Annotated in this window: 20 protein-coding genes, 1 pseudogene and 2 riboswitches; all 21 genes and pseudogenes read right to left on the bottom strand. The window is 34.1% G+C overall.

Going from position 1 to position 23,571, the window contains the following annotated elements; all coding sequences use genetic code 11:
- Positions 1 to 41: 41 nt before the first annotated feature.
- Complete coding sequence (locus tag AB3489_RS05510) at positions 42 to 1,097, bottom strand: polysaccharide lyase (protein WP_368294259.1); 1,056 nt, start codon at positions 1,095 to 1,097, stop codon at positions 42 to 44.
- A 138-nt stretch (positions 1,098 to 1,235) separates the two neighbouring features.
- Positions 1,236 to 1,654 (bottom strand): annotated as a pseudogene (locus AB3489_RS05505) (IS3 family transposase); the annotation flags it as partial.
- A 50-nt stretch (positions 1,655 to 1,704) separates the two neighbouring features.
- The gene (locus AB3489_RS05500) at positions 1,705 to 2,685 is read right to left on the bottom strand and encodes an acyltransferase family protein (RefSeq protein ID WP_368294257.1); all 981 of its coding nucleotides are present in this window, start codon (positions 2,683 to 2,685) and stop codon (positions 1,705 to 1,707) included.
- 217 nt (positions 2,686 to 2,902) lie between these two features.
- The gene (locus AB3489_RS05495) at positions 2,903 to 3,799 is read right to left on the bottom strand and encodes a polysaccharide lyase (protein WP_368294256.1); all 897 of its coding nucleotides are present in this window, start codon (positions 3,797 to 3,799) and stop codon (positions 2,903 to 2,905) included.
- Positions 3,800 to 3,813: 14 nt separating this feature from the next.
- Positions 3,814 to 3,887, bottom strand: a riboswitch (cyclic di-GMP riboswitch).
- Positions 3,888 to 3,986: 99 nt separating this feature from the next.
- A riboswitch (cyclic di-GMP riboswitch) is annotated at positions 3,987 to 4,060 on the bottom strand.
- A 169-nt stretch (positions 4,061 to 4,229) separates the two neighbouring features.
- Positions 4,230 to 5,171 carry an LCP family protein gene (locus AB3489_RS05490; RefSeq protein WP_368294255.1) on the bottom strand — a complete coding sequence of 314 codons (942 nt, stop codon included), beginning with the start codon at positions 5,169 to 5,171 and terminating at the stop codon, positions 4,230 to 4,232.
- Positions 5,158 to 6,021 (bottom strand): glycosyltransferase family 2 protein, encoded by an 864-nt coding sequence (locus AB3489_RS05485; protein ID WP_368294254.1) that lies wholly within the window; start codon positions 6,019 to 6,021, stop codon positions 5,158 to 5,160. The genes AB3489_RS05490 and AB3489_RS05485 overlap by 14 nt, the downstream gene beginning before the upstream one ends.
- Positions 6,022 to 6,029: 8 nt before the next feature.
- Positions 6,030 to 7,175, bottom strand: a complete 1,146-nt coding sequence (locus AB3489_RS05480; RefSeq protein ID WP_368294253.1) for a glycosyltransferase — start codon at positions 7,173 to 7,175, stop codon at positions 6,030 to 6,032.
- Positions 7,153 to 8,439 (bottom strand): hypothetical protein, encoded by a 1,287-nt coding sequence (locus AB3489_RS05475; protein ID WP_368294252.1) that lies wholly within the window; start codon positions 8,437 to 8,439, stop codon positions 7,153 to 7,155. The genes AB3489_RS05480 and AB3489_RS05475 overlap by 23 nt, the downstream gene beginning before the upstream one ends.
- 11 nt (positions 8,440 to 8,450) lie before the next feature.
- Complete coding sequence (locus tag AB3489_RS05470) at positions 8,451 to 9,647, bottom strand: hypothetical protein (RefSeq protein ID WP_368294251.1); 1,197 nt, start codon at positions 9,645 to 9,647, stop codon at positions 8,451 to 8,453.
- Between the two features lie 12 nt (positions 9,648 to 9,659).
- On the bottom strand, positions 9,660 to 11,129 hold the full coding sequence (locus AB3489_RS05465) for an oligosaccharide flippase family protein (RefSeq protein WP_368294249.1): 1,470 nt from the start codon (positions 11,127 to 11,129) through the stop codon (positions 9,660 to 9,662).
- 93 nt (positions 11,130 to 11,222) lie between these two features.
- Complete coding sequence (locus AB3489_RS05460) at positions 11,223 to 12,266, bottom strand: glycosyltransferase family 4 protein (protein WP_368294248.1); 1,044 nt, start codon at positions 12,264 to 12,266, stop codon at positions 11,223 to 11,225.
- Positions 12,267 to 12,342: 76 nt separating this feature from the next.
- Complete coding sequence (locus AB3489_RS05455; RefSeq protein ID WP_368294246.1) at positions 12,343 to 14,277, bottom strand: alginate lyase family protein; 1,935 nt, start codon at positions 14,275 to 14,277, stop codon at positions 12,343 to 12,345.
- A 4-nt stretch (positions 14,278 to 14,281) separates the two neighbouring features.
- Complete coding sequence (locus AB3489_RS05450) at positions 14,282 to 15,559, bottom strand: nucleotide sugar dehydrogenase (RefSeq protein ID WP_368294245.1); 1,278 nt, start codon at positions 15,557 to 15,559, stop codon at positions 14,282 to 14,284.
- Between the two features lie 11 nt (positions 15,560 to 15,570).
- Positions 15,571 to 16,281 (bottom strand): CpsD/CapB family tyrosine-protein kinase, encoded by a 711-nt coding sequence (locus tag AB3489_RS05445; protein ID WP_368294244.1) that lies wholly within the window; start codon positions 16,279 to 16,281, stop codon positions 15,571 to 15,573.
- A 9-nt stretch (positions 16,282 to 16,290) separates the two neighbouring features.
- Positions 16,291 to 16,962 (bottom strand): YveK family protein, encoded by a 672-nt coding sequence (locus AB3489_RS05440; protein WP_368294243.1) that lies wholly within the window; start codon positions 16,960 to 16,962, stop codon positions 16,291 to 16,293.
- Positions 16,963 to 16,991: 29 nt separating this feature from the next.
- The gene (locus AB3489_RS05435) at positions 16,992 to 18,215 is read right to left on the bottom strand and encodes a sugar transferase (protein ID WP_368294242.1); all 1,224 of its coding nucleotides are present in this window, start codon (positions 18,213 to 18,215) and stop codon (positions 16,992 to 16,994) included.
- 1,087 nt (positions 18,216 to 19,302) lie between these two features.
- Complete coding sequence (gene galE / locus AB3489_RS05430; protein WP_368294593.1) at positions 19,303 to 20,295, bottom strand: UDP-glucose 4-epimerase GalE; 993 nt, start codon at positions 20,293 to 20,295, stop codon at positions 19,303 to 19,305.
- Positions 20,296 to 20,425: 130 nt separating this feature from the next.
- Positions 20,426 to 20,779 carry a hypothetical protein gene (locus AB3489_RS05425; RefSeq protein ID WP_368294241.1) on the bottom strand — a complete coding sequence of 118 codons (354 nt, stop codon included), beginning with the start codon at positions 20,777 to 20,779 and terminating at the stop codon, positions 20,426 to 20,428.
- A gap of 3 nt (positions 20,780 to 20,782) precedes the next feature.
- Positions 20,783 to 20,953, bottom strand: a complete 171-nt coding sequence (locus AB3489_RS05420; RefSeq protein WP_368294592.1) for a hypothetical protein — start codon at positions 20,951 to 20,953, stop codon at positions 20,783 to 20,785.
- Positions 20,954 to 20,987: 34 nt separating this feature from the next.
- Positions 20,988 to 21,710, bottom strand: coding sequence for a hypothetical protein (locus AB3489_RS05415; protein WP_368294591.1), 723 nt, complete (start codon positions 21,708 to 21,710; stop codon positions 20,988 to 20,990).
- A 223-nt stretch (positions 21,711 to 21,933) separates the two neighbouring features.
- A complete protein-coding gene (locus AB3489_RS05410; RefSeq protein WP_368294240.1) occupies positions 21,934 to 23,559 on the bottom strand; it encodes a polysaccharide deacetylase family protein in 1,626 nt (541 codons plus the stop codon).
- Positions 23,560 to 23,571: the final 12 nt, after the last annotated feature.

The following is a 23,571-nucleotide window of genomic DNA, read 5'->3' as shown; positions in this document are numbered from 1 at the left end:
TTATTCTGTCCTCTTTCAATAAGCTAAAATGTCAAGAGACATTATCGAATACTCACTCCATCGAAATAAATAACTCTTTTTTCAAGGTCAGACTTATTTTGCTCAATATCCTCTTGCCAGTCTGTTTTATACATTCCTAACTTCATATGTACGCCAACCTGATCATTCATTGTGTTTGGAAGTCCATTTAAGTCGAGTATCTTCTTTTTGTCTTTATATACTTCAAGAATCGGATTTTGGGACTTGAGCCATCCCCACTTAATGTGAAAGGTCCATGTCACCCACCGACCTTTATCCTCCAGATAGGATCCCAGATCATAAAAATGCCGAGTACCGTTTAGATCAATTTTTTCGTTAGTGGACATTGGTGATGTATCCCAGTTACGTTCTAAAGTATATCTACCATTTTCCGTATGTAATGCTAGGGGCGGATATGTCCATTCTTCTCCCGGATCCGGAGTATTGTGCCATTGAATAATGATCTCAGATCCATACGGGTCTAGTAAATAATCCTCATCTTCTCCATCAGGAAGCAAGACACTAACTATATAAACATGTTCTTCCAAAGGTTTTTCAGCCCGAACCGTTGAAAGCTCCGAACGTTTTCCTCCATTGACACTAACATCTGTATTACGTAACTCTATACGATAAGAATACATTCTATCAAATGCAAATTTAGAAGTTATTTGACCGGAATATTCATCGTTTGCCATTTCACGGTTCCAATCCGATCCTAATCCATACTCAAAATCATCATAAAGAGTCGGCTTTTGTTTCCAAACGTCATATTTTTCTTTAACTTCTTCCTTCTCATTTATTTTTTCATTTTGATAACCAGATGCCTGCGGCTCCTTATTATCGTCATTCTCTACTGTATTCGTATCTACCTCTGTTGACTCAAAAAATTTTCCATTTTCCTCTTTTGGGGAATCATGAATATATTCTTTTGTGTTTTCAGTAGCATATTTCAAGGTAGATACTTCATTTAATTTTGACAAATATCGCCTTATTTCCTTATTATATTCCCACTTATATGCAAACCCTATAAATAACAAAATAATTATTAAAATAAATAGAATTTTTTTATTTATGTTCATATTTTCCCCTATAAGATATTAATAATCTATAATAAAATTTGCAAAATACTTAACAGCATTCAAAAGTGACCTTTTCTCGATAAAACGGAAAATCCAGAGTAAGTTTTCTCACAAATCCTCATGATAATTATTCCTGTATTCTGTCAACCCTACGCGAAATAGTTTCCTTCTTATACTATAAAGCTTATTTGCTTTCTGTTGTCTGTATACGCGGTTTCTTCCGCACTTAAATCCTGCTTCTCTGACATCGGCCCATAGTTTATCCAGGCCAATCACTCCCTGAGCCTCTGTGTGTTTCTTCTTTAAAATTTCTAGTATTTCTTCATCTTCTTTTTGACGGTTACTTGGCTCTCGCTAACCAGTCATAAAAGCCACTCCGGGACACTTCTAACGTTCTGCACATCTTCTCAATCGGAAAGCCGGAGATGCTTTCCTTCTTAATGATTCTATAGATTACTTCCAGTTATTCTGGATGAAGATGAGGGTAGTTTTTTTAGGATATCTATGGTCATTTCCTGATCGGCAATTTTTTTATCTTTTGCTTTTAACTGCGCTTTTGATTACCCAAACTTACCTGTATCCTACAAACCGGGTACGGGTCAAAGTATTAAGAACCTCTTGAAAGAGACCGTCCGAAAAAATACTTTTCAATTTTTAAATACTCAAGTAATCTGTATCCTATAATAGGTAAGAAAATTCCTGCAATCATACCCAAAAAAATATGAATACAATAATTATTTGTTCCTAGTAAGTGGCTAACTAAAATTCTAAAGCCAGAGGCAGCTATAGTATGAGCTAAATATATCACTAATGACATATAACCTATGTATTTTATAAAAGAAGAAATTTTAAATCGTAATAAGAAGTTAGAGAGGCTAAAAATTGCGAAAATTCCACAAAAAGAAAATACTGTTTTCCCAAGAAATTCAAGGTAGCCACTTAGCGGAATGGTTAAATAAGAAAAGCCAGTTATTATAAATAAACCAATAGAAAAGAATAATACTCCATTGTTAATACATTTAAGTGATAATTGATTATTAAGAAATGCACCCAATACAAAAAACAAAAAATGAAAGAAAATGGATTCAAAAATCCAAACTTTTATCAATGGACTCAAAATAGCTAAAAATAATGCCATTAGTAAAACTTGAGTCAACTGAAAGTTCTTTCTAAGAACTAAATAAAGAACATAATGAATAAATAGTACATATAAAAACCAGAATTGGCCATAAGGATTATATGCAATATTTGCTAACAATTCCTTTAGTGACATAGGATTGTTTGTTACACTTGAAAACAATATATTTATACCACCTTGCAAAAGAGACCAAATTATATACGGATAAACGATTACTTTAATTTTTTCTTTAATTCTGTTCTTCTTATAGAACCATTTTTCAACAAACAATCCTGATAAAAAAAAGAATAAAGGCATGTGAAAGCCATATAATAATCGATCTGAATTATAGAAAAAATTTTGTGGAACGTTCATCTGTGCTGTGTTTATTCCTCGTAAGACATGGCCGTAAACGACTAAAATAATTCCTATTCCCTTTGCTACATCTACCCATTCAATTCTTTTATCCACTGATCTCCTCCTATTTATTTTCTACATGAAAGCAATTATTCCTACTTCTTTTAAAAAAAGATACATTATCAATATTGTTATTGAGTGGCAACTTCATATTAACAGCTTACTATAAAATTGTATAAAATCAATAAAAAAGTCTTAGTCAATTTAATTGACTAAGACTGCCTTTATTTCCATTGCTTATTTCTGCTATGCACGCTGTGACAAACCCATGCTATTCAACACTGACATTGCTATAGTATACTACTCTTTTTGATAAAATTGACTTATTATTACTTCCACTTTGAGCCCAATCCCATTTATAAACACCTAATTTCATAACCGTTCCAACTTTATCATTCATTGTGTTAGGAAGGCCATTCAAATCAAGTATTTTTTCACCATTCTTATATACTTCAAGTATAGGATTTTGCGACTCAAGCCATCCCCATTTAATGTGGAAGGTCCAAGTAACCCATTTTCCTTTATCTTCAATATACGAACCAAGATCATAGCGTGCTCTTGTTCCATTATTATCTATCTGCTCATCAGTCGACATGGGCGATGGATCCCAGTTGCTTTCTAAAATATAATGCCCAGCATCATTAGTATAATAAGCTCCTGTATGCAAAGCAAGTGGAGGATAAGTCCAGTCTTCTCCTGGATCTGGAGTATTGTGCCACTGAGCTATAATTTCCGAACCTTGAGGATCATAAGCATAATCCTCAGATCCACCATCCGGAAGATAAGTGCTAAAGGTGTAAGTTTTTTCAGCTAAAGCCTCACATGGCCTGACAGCTGCTATTTCAGAACGTTTACTGCCATTGACAATTTTATCATCTTTTCTAAGTTCAATCCGATAAGACGATAATCCATTAAGCAAAAATTCACCAGAAACGGCACCTGAATAGGTATTATTAGCCATTTCGCGATTCCAATAGGAACTAAGTTTTTTTCCTGCAGAATTTAATAATATATCATTTTCAAACATAGGGGATTCTATCAATTGTCCTCCCCAGCGATTGACTTGGTTTTCTTTATTTTTGCTCACTGCTGCAGCTGAAGCAACTGTAGTGTTAAACAAGAGAGACACAAATACAATTAATCCAAAAACAGCCTTAACTTTTTTCATAATTAAATTCTCCTTTCGGTAGCTGGCTGCCATTTCAGGCCCTATAGCTTTGCGTCCTTACCTTTCGGTAAGTTTGCCTTTATCGTTCGAGAACCAGAGACTGTCCATTTTTGAAACAGTACATGTATCTCAAAAACGATTATTCATTTGTCAAAATGTCAAAAACAGACAACAAAAAAACTTATTTTTCGGTAACTGGCTGCCATTTCAGGCCCTGTAGTTTTGCGTCCTTGCCTTTCGACAAGTTTGCCTTTGTCGGTAAAAAGTTTTCCAACAAAAAAATATACATTTCTAATAAAAAGATAGCATTTTCATGAATAGTAGTCAAGCTTTTTTTCACTAAATAAAAACGTCTAAGTATGTTAATCTGCTAATCATTAGCAAATTATGAAAAACTATCTCATGTTTTTTGATTAATTTTTTGATAGCGTTATTCTATAAACTCAGACAATATTTTTTCGGTCTTTTTTTGGTCTGGTACCCAGTAGGATATATTATTAATCATTTGTCCTTTGCCTGGTATGAAAGTTTGTTCGACATTTTCACCGGGAATTTCTGAGAGTAATTTTGTCAGAGCAATCATCTGTTTTAGCGTTAAATCAGTTTTCATCTCATTTTTGTATTTGAGAATGATATTTAAAGTCTCAAGAATTTCACCCGAATCACGTTGTTGCTTATAAAGAGCATTTAAAAACTTCTGTTGCCTCTGAATTCGATCAATATCACCACCGGGAGAATATCGCCAATGAATATAATCAAATGCTTGTCTTCCGTTTAATATTTGAACTCCTTTTGAAAGATTAGCACCATGATCTTTCATATCAATTTCAACATCAACTTTTACGCCCCCAATTTCATCGACTATGTTTGGGATGGGCTCCATATTCATTAGAAAATAATAATTAATCACGTTCTTGCCTAAAAGATGGCTTACCGCATCAATACTTGCACTTACCCCGTCTCCCTTAACACTGCCATATGCATAGGCATGATTAATTTTATCAAATTTACCTTCAATCGGAATATAAGTGTAAGTATCTCTGGGAATACTTAAAAGTTGTATTTTTTTGTTTGTAATATCTACTTTTCCTATCATAATAGTATCCGAACGATATACCCCCAGCCATTCTTCTCTTTCTTCTGTCTTATCAATGCCAAGAAAGAGAATATAAATAACTTTGTCAGTGCCAATATCCGAAACTTCTGCCGTACTCTCTAATTCTGAATTATTGGAACCCGAATTTTTGGGAGTGTTAAGCAAAGTTTTATTGTAATCTAAAGAAGTAATAAGATAATATGCGAGTCCTGTAATAAGTACCAATAAAATTAGACAGGAGACAACAATAATAATCTTTTTATTATTTTTTATCATATCCATTTTCCTTCACTAAAATATTCTTAACTAATTTGGCTACTTTTCTACACCTGCATCTAATTATCCTTTTAAAATGTTTTAAGTAGTAATGAATGTACAGCAAACAAAATAAAAACAGATAAATCTTTTTCTCACTTCGACTATTCTCTTTATACAGTTTATTAAGATTGTCGAGGTCATTTTCACGAATTTTTTTTATGTTAGCGGTTAATCCATCAATGCCATATTCCATTTTAAAAACACTTGCTAGTGGCTTAGAGAGTCGTACTCCTCGATATTTCCTAAGAACTTGGAAATATAGTAAATTATCTTCCCCTTGATGTTTCCCTTCCAAAAACCAAAAATTATCGTCCCGGAAAATCCCTTTTCGAATAATAACGGTTGGAGTTGCAAAGATAATTTTAAATAACATATGATAAAATCCGGCTTCCATATATTCAGGTTCTAACGGATATCGATTCTTTTTCCTCTCTGTAACAGTAACATAATTTGTGCCACTTAGCATAACATCAGGATTTTTTTCCATGAAGCCAACCTGTATTTCAAGTTTGCACGGGTCCCATGCGTCATCTGAATCCAAAAAGGCAATATATCTGCCTTTACTATGCCGAACCCCATTGTTTCTTGCACTTGAAGGTCCTTTATTCTCTTGACTAATATATTGAACCGAAATCTCCGGAAAATGGTCTAAATACTTCTTAGCCATCTGTTCACTGTCATCCGTTGATCCATCATTCACTAAAATTAGTTCAAAATTTTTATAAGTCTGAAGTCTAACAGATTCTAACGCACGTATAAGCGTGGTGCTTCTATTATAATAAGGTATAACGATACTAACCATGCACATTTTTGACTTCACCTCCAATTATCCAGCATAAAAAGGCGCTTCATCTTTTCATACCGCTTTTGCCACGAATTTTCCCTCCCATATTCTCTTAACACATTACGGTCATATCCTTCCTTTAAATAGTGTTGAACTGCTGCGATAAATTCTTCATGATTACATGCAATTGAAACCGGCGCATTTAATTTCACAGTTTCTTCTAAATTCATTGTAACGACAGCAACTCCTGCAGAACAATATTCATAAAGTTTAATCGGACTTACCGAATCCGTCATTGGGCTTTTAATAAAAGGAATAATCGCAATATCAGCATATTGAAGATAAGCAGGTAAATCATCATATTTTTTGGGACCCAAAACATGAAGATTTTCTAAGTTTTCTAGAACCTCTAGATTTGTTTCGCATTTACCAATTAAAAAAACATCTGCATTAACTTGAAGTGCGATTTTTTTTACCAATTCAATATCAAACCAATATTTTATTGCCCCAACATAAATAATTTTTTTTCTTTGATTTTTTGAATATTCTGCTGGAACAGCTAACCCAGTTTTATTGAAATGATCAAATTCAACTCCATTACTCAATATAAGCGGATCCTTATCATATTTAGCCACATGGTCTTTAAGTGTACTGGAGGCAATAACTACGCCATCCGCTTTTCTAATTAGCATTTCATCTATCTCTTTTATATTTGGATATTCTGGAAAGTGAGAATAGTCATCAGCAATGCGGTAAATAAATTTCTTATACTTTACTACATTGGTTAACCAATAGGCTTTAGGGTTCGAAATCCATAAAACATCAACATCGTTAAAATCCATTTGTTTTAAAGTCTTTTTTACATCCGGTCTAATAAATTTTTCAAACTGTTCGATAATTTTGGGATTTCTAGAAAAAGGATGGTTCCCATATAGCCGTAAAGCATACGGAGAAAAACCGTATACATTTTCTGCCAAATAGTGACGTTCACCTTTAGATATACTCTTTCTGAAATAATAGTCTTCTTTATTCCTAAAATAAATTAACTGATTGTAAGGATTTGAAAGCCATAATGCTTCATAATTATCTTTTAAAAAGCAATTGCAATAATGATAATTTCCCAATTTAAATTCACAAGAATTGTACTCAATAAAATCAGATATAATTACTTTTTTCATTTTTCATCTCTCCATCGCATCTACTTTTTATAAAATAAGAAAAATTCACAAGTATCATAATGATAAAACAGAATTGTCCCATATGATCTGAATAATTTGCTAAAACATTAAAACCATTCATATAAAATGAGATTAGAATAAAAAAAGGTATAAAGAAAAATGTTTTATTTTTAATAAAAACATAAATTGGGCTAACAAATATTACAAGATAAATAATTATAGCGCCAATAATAGAAAAATCATAGGCAAACATGATCATGGGGTATTCGAAACTATTAATAAACCCTCCCATCATCATCGTTATCTGCCTCGAATAGCCAAGTCCTCCCCCCATAATCCATGACGGAGGGTCTACATAATGTTTTAATACTAATATAAAAGCACTATTTCTCCCACCACTATAGTCACTTGATGAAAGACCAGCCATAAACCTTTTTATTAATACTTCTTTCGTAATCGGATTGATGGCACCTAACAATCCAAAGATAGAAAAAAGTATAAAATATAATATTTTATGGGTTCGGTTATTCAGAAAAATAATCATAATAACGGCAATAATGATTGCTGTCCGGCTAGCACATAATACTAACCCAATGAGCGTCACTAAAGTTACAACATACTCGTTGCTTATTGGTTTAAAATAACGGTTATATAAAATATTCAACATATAATAAGCCAAAAAATACCATGATACAACAAGAGGATGCCCGACAATTGAATAATATCGATACTCACCACGTGCATGGGCCGACAATACCAGATTTATTTGATCGTTATCAAAAAAATAATGCTTTGCTAAAAATAACTGAATGGCCGATCCGGACATATAATCCAATAGTGCCGTAAGCATCAATAAAAGACAGATTAGATTTATGCTCTTGATAAATTTTTCGCAAAGAGGCTTAAAAATGGCTTCCGGTATTCTAATGGCCGTTATCAGAAACGGTAAACCCATCGAAGTCATAAGAACGATTTGCTGAAGCAGATTTCTGCCATTTAATTTTAAAAGAATTAAAGCCATTCCTATGAATGAAAATGTTAAAAGAATAATCCTTAAATCCAAACACTGCCTTATCAAAAAGATAACAATGAGTGTAATACCAAAAAGTAAAAAAAATATATTGAAGTAAGTATTTAATATCCCATTCCCTAAAAAAGACCGGGCAGATTCATTAAAAAGAAAAAGAGAAAAAGCAGTACAAAGTAATAGGGGTACAATCAAACCATCGGTTAATCGTTTATTTTCTAACTCTACTTTCTTCATTTACAATGCCTCTAATATAAAAAAAATTTTCCCTTTATCACATCAATATTTGCTAACCCATTTTTAATTAACACATCGGAATAATCCGGTTGTTTAATCACTTTAAAATTATTTGAATTCATCTTCAATGTTAATTGTGTTTTTTCCAGGCCGGTAATATTCGTTTCCAGTGTAAAACTGTTTTGAGTGTCAAAAATTATGTCAACATTATCCCTTGCTCTAACGTAATTTGCAAGCTCTGAACATGTACAATACCAAACAGGATATCCTTTTAGCAATTGAAATATCATTTGAAGACTATCTAAATCATCAAAAATATTAGGCATTTGCCTTTTGCCATCTGCTCTGGAAGGCGCAATATGTTCTTGGATAGAAATAACCAACGAATTATCCAGCAAATACCTTAATTGTTCTAGTTTCCTGCTTTGAATCAATGGTTTAAGCATTTTTTTGCCAATATTCTTAACATTGAAAGAATTGGAATAAGCAATGTGACATAAGGAACCATTTATAGTTGTAGGAATGTCTACGACTTTATTTTTGCCAAAATATTTTATATCATAGTTAGATAATAAATACTGGTCGTCTCCTTCAATAGGATTATTGTCATTCTCTATTAAGTCTACATTGCAATATCTACACCACCATAGAAATCCATTTTGATCTATGCTATCATCTGAAAATTCATTGGCAACATACCCACAGTATTTACCACCAACCGGATTTTTGCCAAATACGTCTTTATATATATTAATACCGGTTCGGATAGTATCTGTCGCCTGCTTTAAGTCTACAAAAGAATCCCATTCCTGAATAAAATCTGCTGCTATTTTTCCTGGTCTTCCATGGGTAGTTCCATGATAGGCTATCTCAAATTTACGATTTTCTCCGACTGACCTAAAAAACTTTTTTGTCTCTTCATCGCAATTAATTTGCTTAGATACAAAAGGAAATAGAGCTTTTTCAATCACAGGTGACCGGACCCCAACCGGTGTAAAAAATGTAACTTTAACCTCAGTAAATTTGTCCAGTATATTTTGCTCTAAAAAGTATAATGATGATCCACTATTTCTTTGAGCATACCCCCAATCCTCACCCGGATCGATTTTACCGTTATGGTTTAAATCGATCCAAACGTTACAAAAATCATCAATCATAAAAATAACTGGTGACACTGCATTTTGATACCACTTACAAATTTCTAACATCCTATTCATAAACTAGTTTTTCTCTTTCAAAATTTTTTTTGTAAAATCACAAGTCCAGAGATAGATTAATCTAAATGTTTCTTTTGGAATCATTTTCACTAGATAGCTTACAATGATAAATAATGAACATAATAATAAGGCCAATAATATTTCCAGTATTATACTACCTAGAAACGGTGTTATTCCAATGTAAATAATATATAAACCTAGGGTGATAATCCCTCCCTTAAAAGCTTCAAGGTATTTTAAACCCAAATCCAAATATTTCCTGCCAATAAAAAAATACAAGACATTCATAATAAGATAGCTGAAAATTGTCGCAAAAGCAGCCCCATTAATACCTAAGGATGGTATTAATGCAAAATTTAATATAATATTGCTTACAGCTCCAGCTGCAAGGATTAAAGAATCAAGCATCGGCTTATTTTTTATATGGATGCCTAACGAGTAAAACTCCCCTAAACCATAAAGGAAATAAGAAAAAACGATCAAAGGTACAACCTTAAAAGCCTCAACATATTTGGGAGTAGCCAATAACAATATCGCAGGCTTGGCAAAAACTGAAAATCCTAACACACAAAACCAGCTGATAAAATTATAGTAGATGTATACTTTTTTGAACCTTAAAGGGGCATCTGCCTCTTTATAAACCTTGTATTTAAATGCAGTAAATACAGATTTAAAAGGAGAAATAAGAATTGGCTCCATCAGCATCCCAATCTTATATCCCATGGAATATATAGCAACTTGCTGCAATCCTATATAAATCTGAATAAAGTATCGATCCAGTAAAGTGTAGACCCAAGCTGATGCTTGTCCAGGTACTAAACCGATACTATAACTCAACATAATTTTTAATTCCTTACGACTGATGATAAGCTTAATATTTTTTAAATCATAAAGTAATAATCCTATAAATACAATAATTACGGCATAAAGCTGAGCCTGTAAGGCTCCCAATAATCCATTTTCTTTAATGATTATAAAATAAATTGATAACAGTAGTAGTAACGAAGCACGAATTAAGTTCATGATACATACAGTTTTGGACTTAAAGAGCATCACATAATACGAATTATAAATGCTGATTAAGCATAAAAATATTGAACTAAGTATTAAGTAGGTGACAAAATATGTTTTCCCACTTTCTCCTGGAAAAATCAAGTCACATATCTTATTTTTTAGCAAGAACGATACAAAAAAAATTAAAATACTAAATATAATTGAAAAAGTCAAAACAATATTTTTCGTCCTGTTCTTATCTTGAAACTCGTTGATAAAACGAGTCATGCCAGAATATATACCTAATGTAATAAAAATAGCCAATAACGATTGGATACTTGTAAATAGGCTATATTGTCCAAACTCATCTAATGTCATGTATTTCGTGAATACAGGAACTGTCAGCAAGGAAAAAAATTGAGTCAATATTGAAGAAGCAGCATATATTAAGCTATGCTTAGCTAAATTGTTTATTTCCATAAGAAAAAATAATGTCCACCTTTCATTGGCTCTCTCACAAATACCTCTCTAATATAAAAAAAAATCAATCATTGAATATCACGGCTAGGATTCTTATAAAAATTTTTGGTAAAGCTTATAAATTGAATTCCCATAATCCGCAACTTCCAAATGTTTCGTACATTCCTTATAATAAGTAAAATTGTTGATTACTTCTTTAGTTTTTGCATACAGATCTTCGTTGCTTCTATTCTTAAATAATATCGTACCTTCCGGTCTCTTACAAACATCACTGGCAATGGATGGTATACCAGATGAAAGGGCTTCCGCCACAGATACGCCAAAACTATCCGTACAAGCAGGTCTGATGAATAGATTTGTGTTCCTTAATAATGGCCAAAAATCTATATTATCTAAAACAATTAAAAATGAGTCTTCAATTTCATTAGTTGCAATTCGCTTTTGAATTTCACGAATGTATTCAATGTCTGTCACGTTAGATAAACAATATATAAAGCCCACGTCAATTTCATTACTTAGCTTACTGCATAGCTCTACAAGCATGTCCAGCCCATAGATATCATTTCCTTGATAGAAATTAGTATTAGAACCATTTGCAGAAATAATAAATTTATGGTTTTGGATAAATTGAGCAATTCGAGTAGGAAGCTCACAGCTAATCTCTTTTGGTTTTAAAAATGCTGGAATGATACTTAATTTTGTTCGACAGTCAAGCCACTTAAGTAATTTATTCCTTTCTTTTTCACCTGTTGCAATAAGATAATCCGCATTTTTTAGAACATAACCTACCAGTTTTTTTTTGAACATAGTCATTTCATGCCATTCGTCTCGAAGACTATGAAATGTAATGATCGTATGGATTTTTCTTCTTTTTGCTATTGAAATAATTACTGCGCAATCAAGCCAGTTCACAGTATGAATATGTAAAATATCTATCCAATTGCATTTTTCGAATTGTCTTAGCCACTTAAGATGAAATAATTTTTTCTTTATCTTGCTTTTATTGGTCTGCAAAAGCTTCGTATCAAAGACTTCCACCTTTACCCCATTGTTACATAATATGGATTCTAATCTCTGCAAATGCACAGAGACACCTCCTCTTGGAGGAGGATAAGGTCCAACCAAACCAATCCTCATAAAAAACCTCTATTCCACCGCACTCTGCGACATAAATAATTATTCCATTAAACATTTTTTAGCTAATTCAAATCTATTAATATGAAATATGAAATTCAGTCTTCTCACAAAAATCCCAGCAAATAGATAGCGAGTTAATTTTAACACCATAGCTTGGAGATATTATACAATTTTCTATTCTAATATCTTCATCAGCTCTAATTTCCACTTTAGATTTTCCTGAGTCAATAATTGCCACTTTATCACCAGACTGTCGGGCTTTGACTTGATCGGAAAGGTGTAATCTGCAAGTTGATTTTTCTTGACTCCCCATGAAATAGTCTTTTATGATAATTCTTCGATCCGCTTCGTTCAATTGGACAGACCGCTTATACTGTATCCGCTGATTTTCCCCGAGTACAATTTCACCAAGAAAATTCATGTAACCAGGTGGTTCTTCGTTAAATATTAGCCTAACACCTTTATTCAAGCTATACATTTTGAATAAATCTGCGACAGTATCATTTTTAATAATATTTTGTTCTAAGTCCCCTAAGCAGGATACATTATGAAACTTCGTTGATCTAAATGCGTGCCTTGCATCTTTATCCATTGTGTAAATATAAGATCCCGGATCTATTATTATATCCATCCCATCAATATTAACTTCAAAGCTTAACTGATCATTGTGATCATGTCCCCCATTACCCTTCTGGCCTATGCTACCACACTTAATAACAAAAAATATTCTATCATTTCTCATTATATATAGACCGGTATCAGAATATCCAATCAGTTTGGAATATGATAAAGTTGCATCCATCTGTTTTTGACATTTAGCAAAAATCCATAAAGCATCCCATATCTTCTCTCCAGCAGCTGCCTTAAAATCATTGCGTTGAAAATATTCTCCCGCAATTCCTAAAATGGTCCGATGATCACGCATGTCGTCAACTCCATAACCATTTAGGATACAAAATCTTCCGTTATCTGCGTCACCAAATTGTGGAGCCAACCCATTGGGCTTTATATAATGCATAGTAAATTCGCACATTTTTTCGAATCGTTTCTTATAAGAGCTCGGAAAACACACAATATTTTTTTCAGCCAGTATTGTTGTGAACATAAATATCTCTAAAGCCAGTCTGTGATAAGATATCGAACCTTCAAAAGATCCTCCGTCAGGGTTTACTTGATAGTCCATTTCCAAACACAAATCATTTATTCCACGATCTAACCAACGATTGGCTCTTTTGTTATAGCCTTTAAAAAAGATACCCAACCACACCATCGCGGCACAATTTGTCAAATGGTGATTGTTTCTCAGCCCTGAACTACTCACTTCTAAATTCTGTTCAATATGTACACCAGAGTAATACAAAAGAGAAAAATAACGATTTCTGAAATAATTAGTGAATGCAGGCGATGATCTGAAAAAGAAGTAAGCAAAAATAAGGCTAATTACCCGTAAAGATATGTCCATACTGCTTACCCAATTTACACCTACTTCAGGTGGGTTTTCATCAATCCAATGATTAATTTTTGCTATAAATTCCTCTGTATATTTTTCATCGCTGCTTAAGTAATAAGCCTGGCCTAAAGTTATCAAATCCTGAAGGCGTGAAAGTTCCCATGGTACCTTTATATCTGCTTTAAGTTGATTATACTGATCAAATCCCGCTTCTACCAACTTTTGGTAGAAAACTTTTGGCCATCTGTAACCTGATTTAAAATCATGATGCCATTCAATTTTTTGACCAAGTGAAAGTTCTCCACTACCTAATAAATTAAAACGATGTGCTAACAGTTTGTCCGCCTGTTCAAAAATTTGGGCATTAAGATTTATTTGAACTTTAAACTGATCTATTACAGCTTTTTTATCGACAAATCCGTCATAAAATACCATCTCAGTTTTAAAATTAAGAAAATCCCTTTCTTTTCTTAAAAAAAACAGTAACTTTTCAAATTTTTTTATTAAATTACTGAATATCTTATTAAGTATTTTTTTTTGGATAATATATAACCTATTCATAAAATTAGGCTTCCCTATAAATGCCATTACCTAAAAGATAGTACTTAAAACCTAATTCCGCCATTTTTTCAGCATCAAAAAAACCTCTGGTATCAAGAATAATTCTATGGCGCATAATCTTAGAAACTTGCTTAAATTCGATTTTGGAAAATTCTTCATGGTTTACGCCCAAAAGAATTAAGTCGCTTTGCTTAGCTGCAGATAAGATGTCTTCTGTTTCATAAGAACTTTTATCTATATATGGATCGACTATGCTTAAATCATAATTCCTTGTCTTTAACAATTTAATTAATTCTATAATAGGACTTTCTCTAACATCATCAATATTTGCTTTATAAGCAGCTCCAAGTATACAGATTTTTTTCTTACCTTTAATAGGAGCAAGAATTTTATCAACTTTTTGTGCAACATAATTAGGCTTAGCATCATTGATCTGCCGGGCTAGAGCAATCATTTTTGCCTCTTTAGGATATTTTTCTACAATAAACCAAGGATCTACAGCAATACAGTGTCCTCCTACCCCTGGCCCTGGATTTAATATATTTACACGCGGATGTTTATTACAAAGCTGAATTACTTCCCAAGCGTTAATTCCGATTTCTTCACAAATTGAAGCAAGTTCATTTGCCAAGGCAATGTTGACATCCCGATAAGTATTCTCCATCAATTTACACATCTCTGCAGTAGTAGCATCCGTAAGAAAAATCCGACCTTTTACAAACGACTTGTAAAGATCTCGGACTGCCACAGCTGACTTATAATTGATACCTCCGATAATTCGGTTATTCTCAACAAGTTCAATTAAGATTCTTCCAGGTAATACACGTTCTGGCGAATGTGCGAGCAAAAGCTGTTCTCCGATTACTAACCCAGATTCAGCCAGTATAGGTGCCATTATATCTCTAACTGTCCCTATAGGTGACGTTGATTCCAAAATAACAATATTTTCTTCCTGGAGATAAGGCACAATGGTCTTCGTAGCCTCAATAACATAACGCATATCTGCCGTCTTATCAGGCTTAATAGGAGTCGGTACTGCAATGATGAATACGTCTGCCTTTTCTGGTTGCATACTAGCTTTAAGTTTACCTGATATTACTGCAGCCTCAACTAATTTATCAAGATAGGGCTCCTTAATAAGAATTCGCGCTTCGTTCAATTCATGTACGACTTCCTCATTTATGTCGACTCCAATGATCTGATGGCCATTTGTAGCAAACATAGCAGCTGTAGGTAATCCAATGTATCCTAAACCCAAAATACATATTTTTTTAGTAAGCATAAAAATCCTCCTTATTGGCTAATATTTGTCCCTCTTCTACGAGAATCAGGAGCCAACAACCTAAAGTGATTCTGTAAAAGAAAATATGATTTATACTCCCTTCGATCAATACGGTTGAGGACTATACCAATGATATTTGCTCCAACATTATTCATAAACCATTTTATCTGTTCTATATTTCTATAACGTGTATGATTTGCCCGCGTAACAATAAGCGATCCAGAAACTTTCGATGCAATAATCGAGCCATCTACAGCGTGCCCAAGAGAAGGAGAATCGATGAATACAATATCATAGTGCTTAGATGCATCCTTAAGGAAATTATCAAACCTTTTGCTATTCAAAAATTCAATAGAATCTACTGAACGAGTTCCTGCCGTAACATATTGAAGATTATTAACAGCAGTTAAACTAATCACTTCATTAATGTCAGATTCAAAATCCGTTAAACCTTTGATACTTGCATTCCAATGTCTCTTCTTACGATTAGCCTTCCTCAAATCAGCATCAACATATAAAACATTTCTTCCTGCCTTCGCGCTGGCAATAGCAAGATTAATTGTGACCGATGTTTTTCCTTCACCAGGTCTATAGCTTGTAATTAAAACAGTTTTTAAGTTTTGTTTTTTCACACTAAACCCTAGATTAGAACTTAAAACTCTAAATGCCTCTTGAGCAGGTGAGTTTAAATAATCAGTGATATCAATAGTATGTATTGCCATAAGCCACCTCTATTTAATCTTCATATTCGGTATAATTCCTACAACAGGTAACCCCGTCTTTTTTTCAATTTCTTCAGTGTTTCCAACTGCGTCGTCAATAAATGCAATAAATAAAACAAAACTAAAAGAAAGGACTGCCCCTGCTAAGAAACTAAGGCTAATTAATAGGATTGGATTAGGATAAACCGGCTTTTCCGATACAACAGCTTTATCTACAATCGTAATATTATTAATCCCCAATAGCTCTGATGCCTTGAGAACAAAAACTGAACTTACTTCATTTGCGATTTTACCTACAAGATACGCATCTCTATGTCGGACAGAAATCCTAATTGAACTTGAATCGGGGATAACTGTAACATCAATAGAATCAGCAATCTCTTCATTTGTCTCTTGTAAATGAAGTCGTCTAATAACTTCAGAAGTAACAGAGTTACTTTTAATTACTTCTTTATAATTTGTAGCCAAAATTTGGCTGGCCAATAAATCATCATAAGTCATCATATGAGGATCGCCACCATGGCTATTATATAATACAAATAACTTTGTACTTGCTTCATACTTGGGTTGCATAATATCTAACGAAACATACGCAGATATCAAGCTTAATAAAACAGGTATCAGAAGTACGATTATTTTCTTTTTCCATAGTATTCGAAAGAATTTATTCCAGTTTGTCATATATACCTCTCATTGTAAAATAAAATTCATTAAAAAGCTGATTTAACTTGAGCAACTTTTACTACTGTCTGAACTAAAATATTAATATCTAGCCAAATAGACCATTTATCGATATATTCAATGTCTAGTGCTACGACATCCTCAAACTTTTCAATGGCACTTCTGCCATTAACTTGCCACATTCCTGTAAGACCTGGCTTTATACTGATTCGTCGCCAATGATCTGTATCGTACTGAGATACTTCATCAAGCGTGGGAGGTCTAGTTCCCACTAAGCTCATCTCCCCCTTAAATACATTAAAGAATTGTGGGAACTCGTCAAGACTGGTTTTGCGTAAAAATTCTCCAACACGTGTAATTCTCGGATCGTCTTTTATTTTAAACATAAGTCTACTCTGATATTGATTTTGTTCTTTAAGTGCTTGTTTTTGTTCCTCAGCATTCATACACATCGTCCTGAACTTATAAATCTCAAACACTCGGCCGTTTCGACCAACCCGTTTCTGTTTAAATAAAACAGGTCCAGGCGAATCCAGTTTAATTGCAGGAACAATAAAAATGCTGAGAAATAGTGTCAAAAAAATACCTACTAGAGCTCCGCAAATATCCATAAGGCGTTTGAGTAACTTTTGTATTGGATTCAGTGTTACAGTATGAAAAGTGAGCATTGGTCTTGGCCCCAGCATAGATATATTAACATGTGTAGGTAATAGCAAATCATATGGATTTATTACCAAATGTGCTGTAATTCCCATTTTTTGGCACAACAATATGTATTCATTTAAATTTCCGGAATAGTTTTGAGGCAAATAAAGTATAACTTCATCTACGACATTTTTAATTAGAATATCTTCTAAATTTGTCAAATTGCCTAAGCAAGTAATCCCCTGTATGGATTCGACATCAGCTATCTGTATAATGCCTATAATATTATAGCGAATACGCGTTCTTTCCAAATAGTGAAGAAATAAAGACCACGTTGCATTTGTACATACAATAATAAGTCGTGGATCACGATTACTGGATTTTCTTTTACGATATATCATCCCAAAAAATACGCGTTGTAGGAACATGATAATAACGATGTGTACTAAAAATATTCCTATAAACAAACGACTAATACTTGAATCTTTAACAAAATAAAATAAGCTTCCAATTATAAGACCGGAAAATAGTGAAGAAAAAATAACATTACGCAAAATCCGGTCTAAATAATAAAAAGTTGTTTTATCATACATTCCACGTAAAGCCATAAAAAAACCCAAATAGGCGTGAACACAATTAAAATCCAGAGATAGTTGGTTATTACTAATAAATCTGTAAAATCACTAGAAAAAACATATGAGCACACGAAAGTTAATGCTAGAAAAATAATATCTACAATAAACTGAACAATATTTGCATGAACATATCTGTTCTTTCTATTCATTACTACTTCTCCATTACTGAAAAGATAAAAAAAAGCAATAATTTAAAAATTAAATTTAATGGTTTTTTGTAAGATTTATATTCAACAAATATAGATAAAATCCTTGTTTTTTTATATATTTTTCATTTAATAACTTTTTCCCATTTAATAATAATGCCTACTAAATATTTTTGAAACTAATTACGATAAAGTAGATACAGTCTGTTTTTCAGGTAGATTACGAATTATGAAACCAGATCAGGAATGGTTAAAAACCATCTTTGAATCGATCAATGATGCCGTGATTTTAACAGATATTCAGTTATAAGTAAGAAGGCCGAATTACTCACTGGCTGGAACAATGAAGACGCTCTACAAAAAACACTAACCAAAGTACTAACGTTAATTAATGTTAAAACTTATGATAGGCTCGCAAGCAACCTGCTGAGTGTAATCAAGTTCGCCAAAGATATCGTTTAGCTATCAAGAAATGGAAAAAAACCAGTCAATTGTATAGCTAAACCGGTAAAAAACAAAGACAAACATATTCTGGGTATGGTACTCATATTAAGAGAGCTGAAGAAAAAAATAAAATATTTGAGAAATCTGAATTAAACTTTCATGATCCATTTACCTGTTTATATAATCGAAGATTTTTTGAGGACTTAATATAACGAAATTTGCCTATTTCTCTGACTATCATTGAAGTCGACTATCTAATCAACAACGCAAATATTGAAAACAAGACATCAAAGGTTCTTTTCCAGAAAGAATACGATTTTTCTAATATAATAATATCATTTAAAGTTGTAACGACTGCGGCGGCTTTGCTCTCCATTTGTATCCCTTCAGAAACAATTTAAAGGAATTTTCGTTCACTTATATAATCATTATCGTAACAAAAGAGTCAGAAATAAAGGCTTTAAGCTATTTCAGCTCCGATAGCCTTTTGGATTTTTGCTAAGCCATTCCCAGGCACTGCCAATAATTGTATCCATTCCGCTATAGTGTGGAAGCCAGGTCAATTCACTTTTAATTTTGTCAACCTTGGCAATTAACATGTCCGGATCTCCCTGTCGGCGTGCGGCCAATTGAACGTGAATATTTTTACCAGTTATTCTTTTTGCCATATCGATCACTTCTTTGACTGAATAACCCGTCCCTGTACCGACATTATAGACTACTCCTTTGTTGACTTTCTCCAACGTATATAAAGCCGCGATATGTGCTTCAGCAAGATCCAAAACGTGAATATAATCACGAATACACGTACCATCCGGCGTTTGATAATCGTCTCCAAATACATCGATACTTTTCTGTTGTCCAAGTGCTGTCTTTAAGACAAGGGGAATTAGATGCGTTTCCTGCTCGTGGTCCTCGCCAATTGAGCCATCCAACATTGCCCCAGCTGCATTAAAATATCTCAAGGCTACCCATTTAAGACCATAAGACAATTCCATCCAATAAAACATTTGTTCAATCATCAATTTTGAAACTCCATAGGGATTAACCGGTTGTGTTACAGCATCCTCCGGGATAGGAACACTATACGGTATGCCATAGATTGCTGCAGTCGAAGAAAAAACGACCTTATCAACACCACCCATAAGCAACGATGCAATAAATCGATTTGTTTTAGCTACGTTTTCTGTGAAATAGTAATCTGGTCTTTTTATTGAATCACTTACGATGCTGCAGGCTGCAAAATGGATAACTGCTTCAATGTTTTCGTTCTTGACAATATTTAAAACCAGACTCCTATCTGCGATATCCCCATGGTAATATTTGACTTCCTTACCCAACGCTTTAAGATGTCCAGTTAATAGATTGTCTAAGACAACGACCGAAAAACCTTTTTCCAGTAAAACCTTAACTGTATGGCTGCCGATATAGCCAGCGCCGCCAGTCACTAACACGTTTCTTATCAATTAGTTCACACTCCAGTTATTCAAAAAAAATTAGTAATAAATACTAAATAATATTATTGATTCCTCCCTATTCGACGATTCCAGAATTTTTCCTTCATAATAATTGAAGCATATTGTAAAAAATCAATCAAATAATCAAATCATTTTCCCAATTAGGAGCAACCTCTTTAAACGCTGTTATTTTTTCTTTAAAAATACTGCGAATTTCCAATAGTTTTTCTTGAGTATCTGCTTCAAAGATCAGTACAAGTTCAGGTAAATTTGAAGATGCTCTGACTAATCCCCAGCCTGCATCAAATACCACTCGTGCCCCATTGATATCAATCACCTTATCCCCGTATTCCTGCTTAAAGCTCTCGACAAGCTGATCTACAACGAGATATTTTTCCGAGTCCTTACAATGTGCTTTAACTTCAGGAAAAGTGATATAAGAAGGTATATCCTCAAGTACTTCAGTCAGTGACTTTTTGACATGGGACAAATACTAGATAAGCTTAGCGCCGGCAAATATGGCGTCATCAAAGCCAAAATAATCATCTGCAATAAAAATATGACCGCTTCGTTCACCCGCGAGGTCAGCCCTTTCGCTTTGCATTTTTAATTTTATATGGGAATGTCCGGTCTTCCACATAATCGGAATACCACCGTGAGCCAGGATATCATCTGTTAACTCCTGTGTACACTTTACATCAAAAACAATTTTGGAACCTCTTTTTTTCTAAAAGTTGACTTGCCAAGATAATTAAGATTCTGTCGCTCCAAATATTATTTCCATACTGATCTACAACCCCCAGTCTGTCTCCATCACCATCAAAAGCCAGCCCAAGATCCGCCTGAATATGAGAGTGGGTGACCATTTGTGCTAAACGTTCTCTTGCCTTGAGATTAGATGGATCTGAAAAATAATGGGAATATGCAGTATCGGGATCACAATTTAGTTGGAAAGTAAGACAACCAAGTTTTTGAAAGATTTCATATGCAAATAAACCAGCCCCGCCATTTCCGGCATCCAGAACAACTTTTGGCTTGTAATCGGACATATGAATACGGCTTATGACTGCATCAATATAGGCTTTCCGAATCTCGACAATGTTTCGGACCCCTGACTGAGGTAACGTGCTGAAATCCTGAGTCTGAAGAATGTTGAAAATCTCTTTGATCTCCTCGGGGCCGATTGTTTTTGAATATTCGTCCCCAAGCTTGAATCCTGACCATCCATTCGGATTATGACTGGCTGTGATCATCATGACACCAGGGCTCTGGAAATAATACTGAGCAAAGTAAGCAACCGGACTTAGTGTCAGACCTATGTCAAATACCTCAAAACCGTCTGCAATAAACTGTTGAATAGCTGCATCTGCAAATTTTTCGGAATAACTGCGGTTATCATAGCCTACGACAACCCGATTAATGTTTCGCCAATAAAAAAGTACTAAATGCTCTAGTGATCAATGTGACATTCTCTTTAGCTTCCGGTCTGTAATATCAATGATTAAGCCTTCAAGCGCTTTAATTTATCCGTGATCGTCATAGATTCCCTGTCGCTTACCGCCATACATACAGGTTGATGAACGAGTCAGCAATCTTTAAACCCATTAAATTTGATTCGTAAAATGGGTCTTTAACGCAGTTAATCTACGCTAATTTTACCGCCGATATCTGCGTTGCGTTGTTTCCAGCTCCGTTTGTGGCAAGTGCAGCCTTAATCGTCGCTGTCTGATCGGCTGTGGCCTGAATAGATATCGTTGTTGTAGCAGTTAGGGTTATAACTGTATTAAGTGGTATCGTGGTGATGTTATTTGCTACAGATGTCCGATAATCCCCACCAGAGGCATAATGATTAGTACCGTCAGAAATTCTAGCCGAATAGGTTAATGCGGTTGTGGTGTTTCTTAATAAGGCAATTTGCCCAAATACAAGCCATCTACCAGGCGCTAATGTAATTGACGCTCCAGAGTACCAAGTATTAGCTACTGCGATTGAAACATCCGCTGATGCCTTTGTATTTGCTATTGGTATATCCGAAGACGGATTTAGCTCATTGTACCATTGAGACATAGATACTATAGGTAGATCAATGGATATACAATGATCAACAAAAGACTGAAAATCAGATGTTGGTACGTCTTCTGTTTCGGTCGGGCTATCTGTTACGTTATGAAATAGGGCAATCATCGTCCAACCGTATTCTTTGGCTTCGTCTGCTTTTGCGATAAAATCAGCTATGGTTGTATCTCCGTAAACATACGAGCAACTACGCATCAAATAAGGATTGTCTATTGGCATTGATTGATTGCGGAACATTGCCAAACGGCCAGTCTTAAATCCGTTTTCCTCCATGACCTTTAGAACCGTAGAAGAGTAATACCCATACGGATAAGCCACGTGATCGCTTGCTCTTGTAAATCCCCAGTCATTAAGTTGTTGCCTTGCTTTAGTTAACTCGTTTCTGGCAGCAACTTCAGTAAGTGATGTTAAATCATAATGATTGACGGTATGATTTGCAATGTCGTTGCCGGCATCGTAGATTTCCTGAAGTTGGGCAGGGGTGATAAGTCCTTCTTGGTTATATCTTTCAGTGATGTAGTAAAAGGTGAAATTCTTTCCTTTGGATTGTAGATACGGAAACATTTTTGTATAAACGGATTCGTTGGAATCATCTGAACAAATTATTACTCTGCCTATACTCTCGATGTTTTTGATGATACCGCCGAGACTTACTACAGCGTAAGCAGAAGCCGAGGTTTTATTTCTGATTCTTAATTTGGTAAAAACAGTATCCCAGCTTGGCTCTCCCCATCCAATTTCAGCGTCTTCTTTTTTAACAGTAAGCAACGCCCACCCGCCAGCCTGACCATAATAATATATTGAGGTTGTAAGCTGGTAATAGTTTGAAAATCCAGAATCATTGCTTAGCATTACCACAAGGTCTTCGGTGAATGCCGAATTACTTGAGATATAAACCCAAAAGGACAAAGACTCCATATCGGATAAATCCCAATTGATTACCTTATCAATATAAAACTGTGTGTTATACGTCGTTGCTGTTAATTGCAATGATTTTGTGCCGATTTTGTATTGATTAGTATTGTCTGCTTTGGTACAGCTTGTTGCCGCCCAGCCTGAAGTATCTTGAAAATTATCAAGGACTACGCCTTTTTTACGGAGATAATCGTTTGGTACAGCATATACTTGGTTAATAATCTTATTCACATCAACTTCAGCAGTTGACGCAGTAGATGTTGGGTTGATAATATCCATAATTAAATGTCC

This window comes from Dehalobacter sp. TBBPA1, assembly GCF_040931655.1.
Classification (GTDB): domain Bacteria; phylum Bacillota; class Desulfitobacteriia; order Desulfitobacteriales; family Syntrophobotulaceae; genus Dehalobacter; species Dehalobacter restrictus.
The sequence above is the reverse complement of the archived record's forward strand: the minus strand, read 5'-3'. Positions and strand labels throughout refer to the sequence as shown.